The following is a 15,217-nucleotide window of genomic DNA, read 5'->3' as shown; positions in this document are numbered from 1 at the left end:
TCATGAGACGCATTCTCTTCCTTGCTGCCGCCACGGCCATCACTTCGACGGTAGCGCGTGCCGATATACCGGTCATCGACAAGACCAACTACGCCGTCGCCAAGGATACGGCTGAGAAGACCTCCAATATCCTTGACACGAATAAGGATATCCTGACGACGGTCGAAAAGACCCTCGAGGCGGTCACCGGCGATCGAGGCAGCGATGCCGGATCGCTGAAGGACCTCGCCATCGGCAACGGCTTCAGCGTCACCTCGGTCCCGTCCTTCGACAGTCTTCTGCAGAGCGGCATGCCTAACTTCGGCTCGATGGGGCCCGAGATCGCGAAGGCGGCGACGCTTTTCGTAAACGGCCTCCAACTGTTGAAATCGCTCTCCGGCAAAGACGATAGTTCGCTTGCGAGCGACAAATCCTATGAGGAACTGGTCAAGACCGTGCTTGGCGTTTCGGCCCTGATCAATGGCTCGCAGCAAGCCGTCGAGAGCCGACGGGCAGCGCTCGAGAGCGCGGGCCAGGGGATCGGAACCTCGAAGGACATCAAGGGCTCGATCGACCAGAACACGCAGCTTCAGGTGCAGACCGGCCTTACGCTGAACGAGATGATCGGCACGATGAACGGCGCGGTGCAGTCGCTGCAGGCCGACAACCAGCGCAAGCTCACCGACATCTCCAACACCAGGAAAGCGCTCAGCTACAAATGAGTGCGGTGAAGGTTTCCACCCTCATGTCCATTGTCGCGATCTCGCTCCTCGCTGCCGGCTGCGGCACGCCGAAGGAGAAGACAGCACCCTGCAAGCGGCCGGCCAGTCTCACCGGCTACGCTGCCGATCCGCGTGTCGAGTGTGGACCAATGCGATCGATCAATCCGGACCGCGGGGCGGCGCTGGCCGCGATCCGATGGCCTGGCCGGACAGGCAGAGTAGGATAAGGCAGTGGAGGACTTCATTGGCGAACTGCTGCAGCGTATCGACGCGTCGGGCCAGAATTTCTCGCAGCGTGCTTACGAAGCACTGAGCGCCAATCTCGAGCCGCTGCTTCGGTTGCTCTTCGTTCTCGTCGTGCTCCTTTACGGAACGCAGCTGTTTCTCGGAACATCCCGGCTGAGTGTTGCCGAGATCATCGGCCGTCTTGCCCGCGTCATCGTCATCTTCATCCTTGTCGGCACCTGGTCCAATTTCGACACGCTCGTCTATGACTGGCTGACCAAGGTGCCGGAAGCAGCCGGTCGCGCCGTGCTCGCCGCCTCAGGCACTGGCGTGACGGAACCGACCAATGGCCTATCGCAGATCTGGAAGACGGCGAATGTCGCGGCCTCGACTTTTTCCGAACAGGCCGGCTATTTCTCGGTGCTGCCGGCACTGATCGGCATGGTTATCATGGTCTTTGCCGGGCTCTTCGTGGCGATCGCGCTCGGCATCCTAGTGCTTGCCAAGGTGATCCTGTGGGTGCTGCTCGGCACCGCGCCGATCTTCATCTCCTGCACGCTCTTCAATCCGACCCGCAATTACGCCATCGGCTGGCTGAACCAGTCACTGCTTTATGCGCTGATTCCGCTCTTCGTCTATGTCATCGCCGCTTTCCTCATTGCGGCCATGGCGCCCGAGCTCACCAAGATCAACCAGATCTCCGGCAACCGGGAGCTGAAGCTTAGCGACTTCGCCGCCTTCATCATGCTCTGCCTTGCCGGCTCCTTCGTCCTGATCCAGATCCAGGCATTAGCGCAGGGTATTGTCGGCGGTCTAGCGACGCCGATCGGACATCGATCACGCTCCTTCACCGACCGCGGCATCATGCTCGGGCGCATGGCGATCGGCACGTCGTCGCGACAGATGCAGGCCGCCGTCCATCGCGTGCAGGCGCAGCTTCACCCGCCGCGCAATATGGCCCGTGAGGCAATGCAGCGCGCCATCACAGCCAACGGAACACCCGGATAGTCGCTCGACCCCCGACCGATGATTGTCCAAACCAAACTCGACGGAAAGCATGGCAGACAGCACCGACGACAGACTGCGATCGTACTTCCAGCAAGGCGATATCTGGGAAGCAGAAATCATCAAGCGGGCGAAACGCTCGAGCCGCATCGCCTGGTTCTTCGCTCTGGCGTTTGCCGGCATTGCCGCACTCAGCCTTCTGGCAGTCGTTCTGATGCTGCCGCTCAAGAGCTTCGAGCCATACTTGGTCGAGGTCGACAGGAACACCGGCTCCATCGAGGTGAAGTCGGGTCTGACCCGGCCGACCAATCTCACCGAGCAGGAAGCAGTGACGCAGGCCAATGTGGTGCGCTATGTACGCAGCCGCGAGGGCTACGATCCTTACGCGATCGAGGAAAATTTCGGGATCGCAGCACTTCTGTCGACAAGGGATGCTGCGCGCGAGTTGCAGGCGCTTTACAGCGCCGCCAACCCGCAGAATCCAGCCAAGGTCTATGGCAAGCTGAAACGGGTCCTGGTCGACATCAAGTCGGTCAGCTTCCCGAACAGTTCGACCGCGATCGTGCGTTTTTCCACCACGGAAAAAAGCGAGACCGAAGCGACCGACCGCCATTGGATCTCGGTCGTGCGCTTCCGCTACACCGACACGCCGATCAAAAACGAATGGCGTTTCGAGAACCCGCTCGGCTTTCAGGTTTACGACTATCGCCGCGACCAGGAAACCGTGACGCCGGGAAGCCCGTGATGAGGACGACAATGGTCCTTGCCACGGCACTATGCCTTGTCGCCTTCGGCTCCGCCGCCCTCGCCGCGCAGACGCCAAAAGGCGGATCTCTCGATTGGCGGATTACCAGCGTGGTCTACCAGGAGAACAATGTCGTTCAGGTCTTCGCCACCTACGGCATCTCGACCATGATCATTTTCGATGAGGACGAGAAATTCCAGACGATCTCGCTCGGCGACACCGACAGCTGGCAGGTCGTCCCGGCCGACAAGGGCAACATCCTCTTCGTCAAGCCGATCGCCAAGAACGTGATCACCAACATGAACGTCGTCACCGACAAGCGCATCTACTATCTCGAGTTGCGCGACAATGCGCCGGAAGCGAGCAGGGAAGTCTTCGGCATTCGCTTCATCTACCCTGAAAAGAACCTCAATGCGGCGTTGCACAAGGAGGCCGAGCAGCGCGCCGCCTGGCCGAATATTGCCAGTATCGACAAGGCCAACGTCAACATCGACTATTCCTTCTCGGGCGACGCGCGTCTGAAGCCGCTCATGGTTTTCGATGATGGCGCCAAGACCTTCTTCAAGTTCGACCGGCGCGTGCCGGCGATCTTCGCCGTCAATTCTGACTTCTCCGAGACATTGGAGAACTTCCGCAAGGAGGGCGACTATATCGTCGTCGACGCAACGGCCACGCAGTTCACGCTGCGCGACGGCGACCAATGGGTCTGCATCTTCAATTTGAGAAAACCCGATTTTGGCGCGCCTGACCCCGGTGTCCTTGGACCTGTCGAGGATCCTCATGCGACGAAGCGCAGGAGGAGTGGCAATTGATCCAGCGCAGCCCCGAGCTCGAGGTTCTGGCGAGCGGCGATGAGCCGGCGATCGCCGACAGAAATGTTCGGCGCAAGCAACTCATCGGCGGCGGCGCGCTCATCTTGGCCGGCATGGTCGCGGGCTATGTCGTCGTCGCCGGCGGACGGCCGCAGCAGCGCGATATGCTATCCGGCGACGAAGAGTTTTCGACCACGACGTTTCGTCCGCCATCCTTCGTTCGTGACGGCGAGCCGCAGGCGAAACCGGCGGAGCCGGAAGTCCTGCAAATCCCGCCGCCACCACCGCCGGTGAAGGAGGAAGCAAAGCCCGACACAACGGAGTTCAACGTGCCTCCTCCGCCGCCGCCTGCAACCGCGCCCTCATCTGTTACAGCGGCACCTCCGCCTGAAGATGAATTCCCGAAGCGTTACCGCTCCAACATGGTGGTCTTCGATAACAAGGGCTCGAGCGGCGAGCAGCTTGGGTCGTCGGGGGCAGAAGGGGCGGGCGCTACCGTCGCTGGCGAGGACCGCAACAGCAAATTCCTGGCTGCCTCAATCAGTGTGGGCGACCGTACGGCGAAGGCCAGGAAAATCGACCGCATCGATGCATTGGTGCCGGAAGGAACGCTGATCCCGGCCATCCTGGAGACGGCCATCGTCAGTGACCTGCCTGGCCAGATCCGCGCTATCGTCTCACAGGACGTCTATTCCTTCGATGGCCGGCGCGTTCTCGTTCCGACCGGCACGCGGCTGATTGGGGAATATCAGTCCGACATCGTGCGCGGCCAAAAGCGTATTTTCGTGATCTGGAGACGGATGCTGCGCGATGACGGCGTCAGCGTCCGTCTCGATTCCATCGGCGCCGACACTCTTGGCCGCTCCGGCCTGACCGGCCAGGTCGACAACAAGTTCCGGGAACGCTTTGGCGCCGCGATCCTGCTGTCCATCGTCGGCGGCGGCGCCAGCTACCTAACCGGCTACGGAAGCCAGTCCGCGACCAGCAACAGCGACGACAGTCAGCGTGCAGAGGATATTGCTCGCACCACGCTCGCGCAGACCTTCTCCGACATGGCCAACCAGGCCCTCGGCGACAGCCTCAAGATCCCGCCGACCATCAGCGTGGCCCAGGGCGAAAGAATCTTCGTCTTCGCCCGCCAAGACCTCGACTTTTCCGCGCTCTATGATGACCCGGTATCCGAGGCGCTCAAGGAGATCCGTCATGAACGTGGTCTCAACTGAGTTCGGCCGCAACGATCGCCACTATTTTCTCTACCGCGCGCTGGAGCCGCTCAAGCCGTTCCTCGATGATCCAAGGGTCGTCGAAATCTCGATCAATCGGCCAGGCCACGTCTATGTCGAGCGGCTGGGCGACGAGCATATGGCGTTCTTTTCTTTGCCGGAACTGACGACAGCAGAGATCGTCAACATCGGCGAGCGTGTGGCGGCGTCGACGAACCAGTTCATCAGTCCAGCGAGCCCGGTCCTGAGTGCCGCCTTGCCGACTGGCGAGCGCATCCAGGTCGTTTTGCCGCCTGCGGCGCCTGAGGGCGGCGCCGTCTCGCTGCGCAAGCAGGTCGTCAGCGACTTCAGCCTCGATGACTATCGCGATAGGGGCGCATTCGAACGGGTATCTGTCGCCGTCGGTGGTGTGAATGATGTCGACCGCGAACTGATCGAGCTCCTGCGCAAGGAGGATATCTATGGCTTCATTCGGTCGGCGATTGTCAATCGTGTTTCGATCCTCGTCAGTGGCGGCACCTCGAGTGGCAAGACGACATTCCTCAACGCCTGCCTTAAATCGGTCGACGAGCGTGAACGCATCATTACGCTCGAGGACACGCGGGAGCTGTTTCCGCCGCAGCCGAATGCGGTCCATCTCCTGGCTTCCAAAGGCGACCAGGGCACCGCCAGCGTGACAATTCAGAGTCTGCTCGAGGCCTCGCTTCGCATGCGGCCTGATCGGCTGTTTGTCGGCGAGGTGAGGGGATCGGAGGCTTTCTCGTTCCTGCGCGCCATTAACACCGGGCACCCCGGCTCGATGACGACGGTCCATGCTGACACTCCGCTCGGCGCCTATGAGCAGTTGGCAATGATGGTTTTGCAATCAGGTCTCTCCGCCGCTTACCCGAAGGCAGACCTGATCTCCTACATCCGCAGCGTCATCCCGATCGTCATTCAGCTTCGCCGCGACGGCGGCCGTCGCGGCGTTTCCGAGATCTTCTTCGCGCGTGGGGAATGATCATGACCGGCTCCCTACGGCTCGTCTACGTCGCGTTCTGTCTGGCGATTGCCTTCGCCACCTGGCTGCTTGGCTATGGCCTGGCGCTGAAGCTTCTCTACGGTGACGGCCGCATCATTCAGGCAACGATCACCACAAACCCGTGGGCGCCTCTCCAGCAGCTCGCGCTCTACGCCGGCAATCCTGTGCTGCGGCGGGTCTGTTTCGGGGCGGCGGTCCCCGCGTTCCTCGTCGCCGGCATTGTCGCCTATGTCGGTCTGCGGCCCGTATCCAATCCGCTTGGCGACGCACACTTCCAGAACGCCATGTCACTTCGCCGCCGCAAATGGTTTCGACGCAAGGGGCACATTCTCGGGCGTTTCGGCCGCCAGATCCTGCGCGTCGATGACGAGCGTCATCATCTGGTCATCGGACCGACACGCTCAGGTAAGGGGGCTTGCTACGTCATTCCGAACGCGCTCGCGCATGAAGGCTCAATGATCGTTACCGACCTCAAGGGCGAGATCTTCCGGTCGACCGCCGGCTATCGCAAATCGAAAGGCAACCAGGTCTTTCTTTTCGCGCCGGGATCGGACCGGACGCATCGCTACAATCCGCTGGATTTTATCCGGCCCGATCGCGGCGATCGCACGACCGATATCCAGAACATCGCCGGCATTCTGGTTCCCGAAAGCGTGGATTCGGAGAATTCGATCTGGCAGGCGACGGCACAGCAGGTCATGGCCGGCGCGATCAGCTACATCAATGAGAGTGTCTTCTACCGCGGCCGTCGCAATCTCGGCGAGGTCACAGCCTTCTTCAATAGCGGCGTCAACCTGCAGGCGCTGATGGAATTCATCAAGGAGAAGGAGCCTGGCCTGTCGCGCTTCACCGTCGAGAGCTTCAACGCCTACATCGCGCTTTCCGAGCGCGCCGCGGCCTCCGCGCTGCTGGACATCCAGAAGGCACTGCGGCCTTTCCGCAACGAGCGCGTGGTCGCGGCGACGTCGGCCACCGACATGGATCTGCGCTCGCTGAAATACAGGCCGATCTCGATTTATCTGGCTCCGAACATTACCGACATCACGCTGCTGAAGCCGCTGCTGGCGCTGTTCGTCCAGCAGACGCTCGACACGCTTCTGCTCGAGCATGATCGCCGGTCGCTATCGGTTTATTTTCTTCTCGATGAGTTCCGGCAGCTGAAGAAACTCAGCGAGATCACCAGCAAGCTGCCCTATGTCGCCGGCTACAACGTCAAGATGGCCTTCATCGTCCAGGATCTGAAAAACGTCGACGAGATCTATGGCGAAACCGCACGGCAATCCTTGATGGGAAACTGTGGCTATCAGCTCGTCCTCGGCGCGAACGACCAGGCGACCGCCGAGTCGGTCTCAAAAAGCCTTGGCCGGCGTACCGTCCGGTATAAGACAGAATCTCGGACGATCGAACTGATGGGGTTGCATCGCCGCACCAAGGTGGAGCAACTGAGGGAACGCGATCTGATGATGCCGCAGGAAATCCGCCAGCTTCCGCCTGAAAAAATGCTCGTATTGGTCGAAGGACAGAGCCCAATCCTCGCCGACAAGCTGCGCTTCTTCGCCACGAAGCCGTTTCGCGAGCGGGAGGCTTTCTCGCGCAACCACGTCCCCTCGGTGCCAGCGATGGAATTCTTCCCACCGAGGGCCGTGCCAGCGACCACTGGGAGCTACGCCAGTTCGGGCGAGGAGCATGAAATTCTCTCCCATTTGCCGCCTACGGTTGGGTCATTTGACCCATCGAAGGAAAACGACAGCAATAAGTCGATTGTGAAAGGCAACACGGCTGTCGCCTCTCAAAGCTCTCGGCGTCGCGAACCGCCTTTCGAGGCGCTGGAATCGCGCTTCGATTCAGCTACGGCGAAATTGAAGAAACTGGTGGTGGCGAAATCGACAGGAGGCCCGAGAGATTGGTCGATGGTATTTGATGAGACCGTTCCAGACGCTGACTTGGAACGCGGGCTGGAAACGGCGTGAGCCAACCATATCGGATGGGTACCTGCACTCAGGATTCGGTGTCGGTGAGCCAGTTTTCGACCACCAGCCCAGGCACACGGAAGAATTCGCGCTCATTGTCGGTGACCAAGACAGCGTTGATGGCGAGAGCCTGTGCTGCGATCCAGGTGTCGTTTGCACCAATAGGTGTACCGTGACGCTCAAGGAAGGCACGGATTTTTGCATAATGCCGTATTGTGTCCTGGTCGATGCCGACCAGCGGTAGGCGCTGCGTCAAGGTGGCCAGACGGGCGCGATTGCGGTCACCATAGGCACTTTTCTCCGCGCCGAACTCCAATTCGCCCATTACGATCGCAGAGAGCCGGATAGCGCTTATTTGCTGGGCCTCCAGCCGTTTTCGCACCTCCGGGCGGCCTTTCATGGCTGCAATGAGAATATTCGTGTCCAAAAGATAGAGCGACGCCACGATCTAGTCGTCCAGCGAGGCCACATCCTCCGCAGGCTTGTCCTCTGGTGCAACCAGATCGAACTCGTCGGCATCCGCCCAAAAATCACGAAAGGCGTCGGCGGCAACACGGCGATGGTCAGGCACCATGCGTGCGATGACCTTGCCATGTCGGGTGACAGCAATTTCCTCGCCCGCCTCGACTTCGGCAAGGAGCCCGGAGAAATTCGCTTTTGCCTCAACAACGGAGATACTCTTCATCGGCGCTAGTCCAATTTATGGCCACATGGCCAGAATATAGAGGCTATGGTAGTTTTCGTCAAATGCTTGGCCCGGCCTTGTAACTTGAGATTGCTTGGCGTACTGCAACTTAAAGTTGCATAATCTATCTTATGGAACTTGAAATTTACGTGTAGAAGCTAAGTTGGCGCGACATCTCCAATCGCTTTGCTGAAGACGCCTCGTCTTGCGCTAGATCGCCAGTTCGCCTCCGTCGATGCGAAAAGTGGATCCCGTGACAAACGATGCGTCGCTCGAGGCAAGATAGGTGAATAGTCCTGCCACTTCGGCAGGGGCGCCCATGCGTTGTAGGGGAACCGCGTTCTTGAGGAACTCTGCCCTGACGTCGGTTGCCTTGCGCCCGATCATGGCGCTCATCACCTCGAGATCGGAAGCATTCATCTCGGTGTCTATCTGCCCCGGAGCCACCGCGTTGGCGGTAATGCCGTGTTCGGCGAGTTCCACGCTCAACGCCCGCATCAGCGCCATCACGGCACCCTTGCTGGCGGCATAGGCAGTCGATGGGGCATGGGCCTCGCCACGAAGACCGGCGATCGAGGCGGTGGCAAGAAGCCGGCCCCCGTTTCCGGCTTCGATCATCGCGCGGGCCGCAGCCTGCAACGTCATCATCACGCCGACCAGGTTGACGTCGATGACGCGCATCCAGGAAGCGCGGGTCCCGTCGACAAAATGCTCAATCTGCCCAACACCGGCATTCGCCACGCAAATATCCACGCCTCCGAAGGCCTTGGCCAGATCGACGGCTTGGGCCAGGTCGTGATCGTTGGTGACATCCCCCTTCACCCATTTCAGCCGGGGATCCTGAAGCGTTTGATCGATGATGCGATCAAGCGCCACGACCTTTGCGCCCTCGCGCAAGAAGCGCTCCACCGTCGCGCGACCAATGCCGTTGCCAGCACCGGTTATGATTGCGACCTTGTCACTGAGAATTCCCATGTCTTCCTCTTGGGCATTGTGCCGAGCTACTGCGGCAGGTGATTGTTTTTTGATGCGCATGAAAGGGCGCTAGTTCCTTGGCAGTTCCTGATCATCATCCTCGACGAAGATGACATCCTCTGGCGACCAGCTCATGAAGATGCGAGCGCCGGCCGGCGGTGGTGCAAATGCATGAGGTCCGGCTGAGACCTGGATGTTCAGGCCGCGATCGGTGAGCACATGAATGTCATATTGCGAACCGGTGAAGACGCAGCGCTGTATGATGCCTGCGAGTTGATTTGCTTTCGCCGGAGTTTCCTGTTCGGAGATGGTTGCCCGTGCACGCGGCAGCACCGCCGCCAAGCGGGGACAGTCGGCAAGCCAGGACTGGGCCGGTCCTTCGAGCGTCAGGTTGGGGGCTTCCAGGCGAAGCTGGTTTCCCGAGCGTTTCACCTCGCCCCCGACAACGGTGCCAACGTTGATGAACCTTGCAACATGCGTCGTGCGCGGACTGCGATAGAGGTCTTGAGGGGTGTCAATCTGCACGATGCGCCCGCGATCCATGATCGCGATGCGATCGGCGATGGCGCACGCCTCCTCCTGGTCGTGCGTGACGTGGATAAACGTCGTTGCGGTTTCCTGCTTGAGGGCAACCAGTTCGTCCTGCATCTGCCGGCGCAATTTCAGGTCGAGAGCGCCGAGCGGCTCATCAAGCAAAAGCACCGACGGACGCGTTGCGAGCGCGCGCGCCAGCGCAGCGCGCTGCTGCTGGCCGCCTGACAATTCGGCGATCTTGCGTTTCTCCATCCCGTGAAGGCCAACCAGGTCCAGCACCTCTCGGGCACGTTGCTCGCGCTCTCTTCGGCCGCGCCCGGCCATTTTCAGGCCGAACTCGACATTTGTGCCGAGGCGCATGTGTGGAAAGAGCGCGTAGCTTTGGAAGACCGTGTTGGTCGGGCGCTGATAGGGCGCCCTTCTGGTGACGTCCTGGCCGTCGATGGTGATCGAACCGCGGTCGGGCTCGACAAAGCCGCCGATGATGCGCAGGATCGTTGTCTTGCCGCAGCCGCTCGGGCCGAGCAAGGCGAAGAGCTCTCCCCGCTCGACTTCGAACGAAACACCCCTTCCCTCATCGCCCAACGCAGGTCCTTGCTGCCCTGGATATCGCTTGGCCAGATCGGTGCACAGCAAGGCAGATGACATCACAAGGCTTCCTCATTGTTTGAAACGGGCTCAGGCAGCCGCATCTCAAGCGGCGTGCTCGAGAGAGAACGGGCCGGCGGCACTGCTTTTGTCTCTGCGCTGCCCGATGTTGGATACGAATGCACCAAGCACGAGCAGGATGAAGGAGACCGTAAGCAGCATGACGGCAACGGCGACGATCGCCGGTGTCACGCTGAATCGCAGTTGCCCGAAGATGTAGAGAGGCAGCGTGCTGTCGGAACCGGTCACGAGAGCCGTCAGGATGAATTCGTCGATCGATAGCGCAAAGGTGATCAGGGCGGCCGCCACGATACCTGGCAGGGCTTGCGGTACCGACACCAACAGGAACGCTCTCGAGGGCGTCGCGCCCAGATCCATGGCGGCGAGTTCAAAGTTGGGGTCCAGGCCTTCTAGGCGGATCAGCACGAGGAGGGTGACGATGGGGAGACTAAGCACTGTGTGGCCAGCGACGATGGTCCACAGACCGCGTTCGACCCCCAACGCGTTGAGCCCGATGATAATGGCAAGGCCCAGCAACATCGGCGGCAGGAAGATCGGCAGCGATACGATCGCCATGCTGACCTGGCGCCAGCGGCCCGGGCTGCGCGCAAGCTGGACGGCGGCCACCGTACCAAGGACGAGGCTGATCCCGACGGCGGTAACCGCAACGATCAGGCTGTTCTTCATGCTCTCGATCATCAAAGGGTCCTGGAAGACGGCGACGAACCATTGCGTGGTGAACCCGAGGAAAGGAAAGCCGATGCCTGGGTTTGCATTGAAAGCAAATATGAACAGCAGCGCGATCGGCGCGTAGAGGAAGCCAAGAAATAGGTACGAATAGGTCCGCAGCAACGGCGCACGTGTGGGCGTGAAAGCCCGCGAGAACGTCCCGACCTGGGTTGCCCCTCCAGTGGCCCAGCGCAGCATCAGTAGCAGGCCGAAAACCACAACCATCAGGATCAGAGCGAGCGCCGATCCAAGACCCCACTGGACCGATGAACCAAACTGCAGCTGGATGATGTTGGAGTAAAGATAGCCATCGGTGCCACCAATCAACTGCGGCGTCACGTAGTCGCCAAGGATGATGATGGCGCCGAACACGAAGCCGCCCAAGATACCAGTCCGGGCGATTGGCAGCGTGACGTGCACGAGCCCTTGCCAAGGCCTGGCGCCGAGATCGGCCGCCGCTTCCAGAACGGTGGGGTTGGATCGTTCGAGCGCGATGAATGTGGTCAGGAATGCCAGGGGAAAAAGCAGGTAGACGAACGTGATGACAATCCCAGCCTTGTTCAACCCAAAGATCCACAGTGGCTGGTCAATCAGACCGATCTGCATGAGCCCCTGGTTGATCAGACCGGTGTCGCCAAGCAGGTTCATCCAGGCGAAGACGCGGATCAAATAGCTGGTGAAGAACTGCAAGACAGCGAACAAGACCCATATCAGTCGCTGGTGCGGGGGGACCTTGGTTGCGACGAAATAGGCAAAGGGAAACGTGACGCAGACCGTCACCGCCGAGGCCACCCCGGCAAACAACAGGCTAAGCAGCAGTACGCGCCAATAGACGGGTGCAGCGAAGAACCGGGCGTAGTTGCTCAGCGTCCATTGCGGAACGATTTGCTGATCAACTGTCGGCCAAAGGGAATAGACCGCGAGCACCGCCATCGGCAAAAAGACGCCGATGACGATTACTGCGACCGCTGGAAGACTCAGCAGCGGGCTTTCCAGTCCGCGCCGCATCCACTTGCGCCGGCGAGGCGGCATCGCGGCTACCTTGGCTGACTTCATTGTGACAAGATCGGCCGGGATGTCGTGGGGAACCGAGAACACACTCAGCCTCCGACAACCTCGACATAGGCCTGCGTCCATTCGGACGGATTGGCCGGCGGTCCCTGGAACAGCAATTTCTGGACGGCGTTGGGTTTATCTGCGCCGCGGTCAAGAAGCTGTTGCGCGCCATCGCCACCCTGGGCCAGGGTCCGCTCCGTCGCGGTCTTACTACACTGCGGGAATCCGTAGGTTGCGTAGAGGTAGGTCTGGATTTCCGGGCTGTTCCAGACCTCGATGAATTTGAGCGCGCCCTTTCGGTTCTTGGCGCCCTTGACCACCATGGGACCGTCAATCCAGCCAAGGCTGCCTTCTTCGGGGATGACGGCCTTCACCACTTCCTTACCCGCGGCTCGGTTGAGACGGGCTGCCAATGCAAGGCTGGATGTCTCGCCGATGAACGCCTTGCCGGTGCGCAAGGCATCCATCAGGACCTCATCGCTAGGTGCGATCTGGAACGGCTTCAACTTTGCCAGATGCTGGGCGGCCGCCTGAAGCTTGTCGCCTGTCATCGAGTAGATCTCGTTTCGCGGCACGCCCAGGCTCAGTCCGCTGATCGCCAGGAAATCTTCCGGTCCATCGCGCATGATCACCTTGCCTGCCGGAAGCTTGGCGTCCCAAAGGGCGTTCCAGGAAAACGGCTCGGACGGTTTGAATTGCTCGACGTTCCAGATAAGGCCTTCGGTGTCCCACATGTTAGGGAACAGCATCAGCTTGTTGGGTTCGACCACGTACGGAAACGACGTATCCTCGCGAAAGACGGGCCACAGCTGATCCCAGCCCGGGATTTCCTTGATATCGAGGGCCTCGATCAGCCCAGCCTTGTAATAGGTGGGCGAGAAGCCGCAATTGGCGAAGACGATGTCGTAGGACCCCGCGCCGCCGGCCTTGACCTTGGTGAACATGTCCTGATCGGTCGCGGCCGGGACGCCGCGCACGTTGACGCCGGCCTTCTTCATGATGGCGACGATTTCCGGCGTGATGTAGCTCGTCCAGCCAAGCACGACCACGTCCTCTTCTGCCGCTCGGGCGGGAGCAGCCCTCAGAGCGCCCATCCCCAGCGCGATACTGGCTGTGCCGGCCAGAAAGCCGCGGCGTGACAATTGCGGCTGCGCAACATTGATAGACCCATTGCAGGACTGCGGTTTCATGGCTTCCCCTTGACGTTGTTGTTTATTGTTCGATTTGCGCCTCCACGGCCTTGAAGGTTTCGTGGAACGTTCCACGACTATCCCGCTCCCTTAGGTAAGCTGTCAAGAGGATTTGCAAAAATATTATCTAACGTTTGGTAGATACGGCGCGGTGGAGCCTCGCACAACAAGGCGAGGTGGCAGGCCAATGGTGGTCGACAGCTTGCCATCGGCTCCGGCAGAAGGCCCGTCTATGGCGGTGTCTACCACCAGCCTTGCCAGGTCCTTCATAGGCTGCGCGATCGTCGTCAGCGCTATGCGACTGTGGCTGGCGATGGTTATGTCATCGAAACCGACAAGCGACAGGCTTTCAGGAATCCGTATCCCGAGTGCGTCGGCAGCGGAGATGATTTCGAGGGCGACCCGGTCGAGCGCGGCGACGAGCGCGGTCGGGCGGTTTTTCCTTCCCAGGAACTGCTTGAGCACCTCCTGGTAGTTGGGACGCGGCTCGCTGTTGCGATTGCCGACCTCGCGCAAGAGATGCCCCTCCTCTATGCCAAGTCCCGCGACCTGCATGCCATGCTGGTATCCCTTGAACCGCGCAGCTTCCACGTTCGGATCATTGCCTAACATGGCGCTGACGAATCCGATCTTCGTGTGGCCCAGCGCCGCCAGATGCTCAACAGCGAGGCTGGTGCCGGCGCTATCGTCGACAGCAATGGACAGTTCCTTGGCCATGCGGATGCCGACGAAGACCTTCCGTATTTCTGGGCCGACGAGTTCAAGCGCTTTCTTGCCCGGTGCCGACAAAAACATCATCGCAGCCACCCGATGCTCGATAAGGCTTCTCACCCGGCTGCTCTGGTTCTCCAGTTGGCTGCCCGTGACCACGAGCAAAATGCTGTGCATTCGCTTGGCGGCGCAAGCTTCGATATATGTGGCGAGTTCGGCGTGAAAAGGGTTGGTCAAATCGTCTACCACCACACCGAGTACCTTCGAGCGCTGGCGCATGTATCGGGCGCCTGCGTTTGGCCTGTAGCCGAGTTCGTCGATGGCCTTCAGGACGCGCTTGCGAATGTCCACATCAACCGTCTTCTTGCCCTGCAGAACGTTGGATACCGAGGACTTCGAGACTCCGGCGTAGGAAGCGACATCGATAATCGTCGGTGGCCTGCGCATTTTTCGAACCAGCCTTCTTCAGTCCGTCCAAGAATTCTTGCGATCCAGACACGGTGCGCGCCGGGTCGCAACGTCACGGTATCGGCAATCTTTAAGATGTCGGCAAGCGGCGATCTCACACCTCAAGCGGGTAAGGTTCAGGGTTCTAAACCTTGTCATCTTTGCGCCCAAACCGCTCGAGCCTTCAAGCGGTCAGCAACTCGCGTTGGTCGCTGTGATAAATTTGCCTGATCTGGCGATATCACCGATCAGAATTTGACACTGGTGGTCCGAAGCCTGACGCTGACACCCCAAGGTGGCAGCTAGGCAACAGAGCCGTCTGGTGGGAACCGGCGGCACAAGATCCGGGCGCGTGGCTCGCCCTCAAGCGGGAAGTTGAAGCGAGGATAGCGGCCGGCAGGACATTTGCCCGCGCAAAGCACGTCTGTCCTCAGATCCATTGTTTCACCTGCCAGCCATCGCCGTCCAACTGGATGCCTTTGTCTCGATCGCCATTTTCGGCGCCGTGCCACCCTGCAGTCGGCGCTTGACAAGAATCTA

General features: G+C 60.2%; 15 protein-coding genes. 8 read left to right on the top strand and 7 right to left on the bottom strand.

Annotated elements, in window-relative coordinates; translation table 11 throughout:
• Positions 1-2 precede the first annotated feature (2 nt).
• Genes EN874_RS23830 through EN874_RS23795 form a run of 8 tightly spaced genes read left to right on the top strand, consistent with a single transcriptional unit; the run spans position 3 to position 7,702 of the window.
• Positions 3-701: a type IV secretion system protein gene (locus EN874_RS23830; RefSeq protein WP_127426860.1), complete on the top strand. Its 699-nt coding sequence runs from the start codon at positions 3-5 to the stop codon at positions 699-701.
• On the top strand, positions 698-928 hold the full coding sequence (locus tag EN874_RS34455; protein ID WP_127426859.1) for a hypothetical protein: 231 nt from the start codon (positions 698-700) through the stop codon (positions 926-928). Before EN874_RS23830 ends, EN874_RS34455 begins: the two co-directional genes overlap by 4 nt.
• A gap of 4 nt (positions 929-932) precedes the next feature.
• A complete protein-coding gene (locus EN874_RS23820; RefSeq protein ID WP_127426858.1) occupies positions 933-1,934 on the top strand; it encodes a type IV secretion system protein in 1,002 nt (333 codons plus the stop codon).
• 49 nt (positions 1,935-1,983) lie between these two features.
• Positions 1,984-2,676, top strand: coding sequence for a type IV secretion system protein (locus EN874_RS23815; protein WP_127426857.1), 693 nt, complete (start codon positions 1,984-1,986; stop codon positions 2,674-2,676).
• Positions 2,676-3,488 carry a P-type conjugative transfer protein VirB9 gene (gene virB9, locus EN874_RS23810; protein WP_168247574.1) on the top strand — a complete coding sequence of 271 codons (813 nt, stop codon included), beginning with the start codon at positions 2,676-2,678 and terminating at the stop codon, positions 3,486-3,488. The genes EN874_RS23815 and virB9 overlap by 1 nt, the downstream gene beginning before the upstream one ends.
• Positions 3,488-4,711, top strand: a complete 1,224-nt coding sequence (virB10, locus tag EN874_RS23805; protein ID WP_127427004.1) for a type IV secretion system protein VirB10 — start codon at positions 3,488-3,490, stop codon at positions 4,709-4,711. The genes virB9 and virB10 overlap by 1 nt, the downstream gene beginning before the upstream one ends.
• Entirely contained in the window at positions 4,692-5,711 is a 1,020-nt protein-coding gene (gene virB11, locus EN874_RS23800; RefSeq protein WP_127426856.1) for a P-type DNA transfer ATPase VirB11, read from the top strand. The genes virB10 and virB11 overlap by 20 nt, the downstream gene beginning before the upstream one ends.
• Before the next feature lie 2 nt (positions 5,712-5,713).
• Entirely contained in the window at positions 5,714-7,702 is a 1,989-nt protein-coding gene (locus EN874_RS23795; protein WP_127427003.1) for a type IV secretory system conjugative DNA transfer family protein, read from the top strand.
• A 28-nt stretch (positions 7,703-7,730) separates the two neighbouring features.
• On the opposite strand, the gene EN874_RS23790 is transcribed toward EN874_RS23795, so the two are convergent.
• The 7 genes from EN874_RS23790 to EN874_RS23760 form a co-directional block, all read right to left on the bottom strand.
• Positions 7,731-8,147 (bottom strand): PIN domain-containing protein, encoded by a 417-nt coding sequence (locus tag EN874_RS23790; protein WP_127426855.1) that lies wholly within the window; start codon positions 8,145-8,147, stop codon positions 7,731-7,733.
• 3 nt (positions 8,148-8,150) lie between these two features.
• Positions 8,151-8,387, bottom strand: a complete 237-nt coding sequence (locus EN874_RS23785) for a type II toxin-antitoxin system prevent-host-death family antitoxin (protein ID WP_127426854.1) — start codon at positions 8,385-8,387, stop codon at positions 8,151-8,153.
• A gap of 210 nt (positions 8,388-8,597) precedes the next feature.
• The gene (locus EN874_RS23780) at positions 8,598-9,422 is read right to left on the bottom strand and encodes an SDR family oxidoreductase (protein WP_245513649.1); all 825 of its coding nucleotides are present in this window, start codon (positions 9,420-9,422) and stop codon (positions 8,598-8,600) included.
• A 9-nt stretch (positions 9,423-9,431) separates the two neighbouring features.
• Complete coding sequence (locus tag EN874_RS23775) at positions 9,432-10,544, bottom strand: ABC transporter ATP-binding protein (protein ID WP_127426853.1); 1,113 nt, start codon at positions 10,542-10,544, stop codon at positions 9,432-9,434.
• Positions 10,545-10,589: 45 nt separating this feature from the next.
• Entirely contained in the window at positions 10,590-12,371 is a 1,782-nt protein-coding gene (locus EN874_RS23770) for an ABC transporter permease subunit (RefSeq protein WP_245513648.1), read from the bottom strand.
• A 2-nt stretch (positions 12,372-12,373) separates the two neighbouring features.
• A complete protein-coding gene (locus EN874_RS23765) occupies positions 12,374-13,519 on the bottom strand; it encodes an extracellular solute-binding protein (RefSeq protein ID WP_127426851.1) in 1,146 nt (381 codons plus the stop codon).
• Positions 13,520-13,642: 123 nt separating this feature from the next.
• Positions 13,643-14,677: a LacI family DNA-binding transcriptional regulator gene (locus EN874_RS23760; protein ID WP_127426850.1), complete on the bottom strand. Its 1,035-nt coding sequence runs from the start codon at positions 14,675-14,677 to the stop codon at positions 13,643-13,645.
• Positions 14,678-15,217 lie beyond the last annotated feature (540 nt).

The sequence above is a fragment of the Mesorhizobium sp. M1D.F.Ca.ET.231.01.1.1 genome, from assembly GCF_003999155.2.
Lineage (GTDB): Bacteria > Pseudomonadota > Alphaproteobacteria > Rhizobiales > Rhizobiaceae > Mesorhizobium.
Note: the sequence above shows the minus strand (reverse complement) of the source record. Positions and strands in the feature narration are given on the sequence as shown.

What these genes read in the sequence shown, in the direction of transcription:
- EN874_RS23830 (WP_127426860.1), top strand. Translation starts at nt 3, where the DNA reads ATGAGACGCATTCTCTTCCTTGCTGCCGCCACGGCCATCACTTCGACG.
- EN874_RS34455 (WP_127426859.1), top strand. Translation starts at nt 698, where the DNA reads ATGAGTGCGGTGAAGGTTTCCACCCTCATGTCCATTGTCGCGATCTCG.
- EN874_RS23815 (WP_127426857.1), top strand. Translation starts at nt 1,984, where the DNA reads ATGGCAGACAGCACCGACGACAGACTGCGATCGTACTTCCAGCAAGGC.
- virB9 (WP_168247574.1), top strand. Translation starts at nt 2,676, where the DNA reads ATGAGGACGACAATGGTCCTTGCCACGGCACTATGCCTTGTCGCCTTC.
- virB11 (WP_127426856.1), top strand. Translation starts at nt 4,692, where the DNA reads ATGAACGTGGTCTCAACTGAGTTCGGCCGCAACGATCGCCACTATTTT.
- EN874_RS23795 (WP_127427003.1), top strand. Translation starts at nt 5,714, where the DNA reads ATGACCGGCTCCCTACGGCTCGTCTACGTCGCGTTCTGTCTGGCGATT.
- EN874_RS23785 (WP_127426854.1), bottom strand. Translation starts at nt 8,387, where the DNA reads ATGAAGAGTATCTCCGTTGTTGAGGCAAAAGCGAATTTCTCCGGGCTC.
- EN874_RS23780 (WP_245513649.1), bottom strand. Translation starts at nt 9,422, where the DNA reads ATGCGCATCAAAAAACAATCACCTGCCGCAGTAGCTCGGCACAATGCC.
- EN874_RS23775 (WP_127426853.1), bottom strand. Translation starts at nt 10,544, where the DNA reads ATGTCATCTGCCTTGCTGTGCACCGATCTGGCCAAGCGATATCCAGGG.
- EN874_RS23765 (WP_127426851.1), bottom strand. Translation starts at nt 13,519, where the DNA reads ATGAAACCGCAGTCCTGCAATGGGTCTATCAATGTTGCGCAGCCGCAA.
- EN874_RS23760 (WP_127426850.1), bottom strand. Translation starts at nt 14,677, where the DNA reads ATGCGCAGGCCACCGACGATTATCGATGTCGCTTCCTACGCCGGAGTC.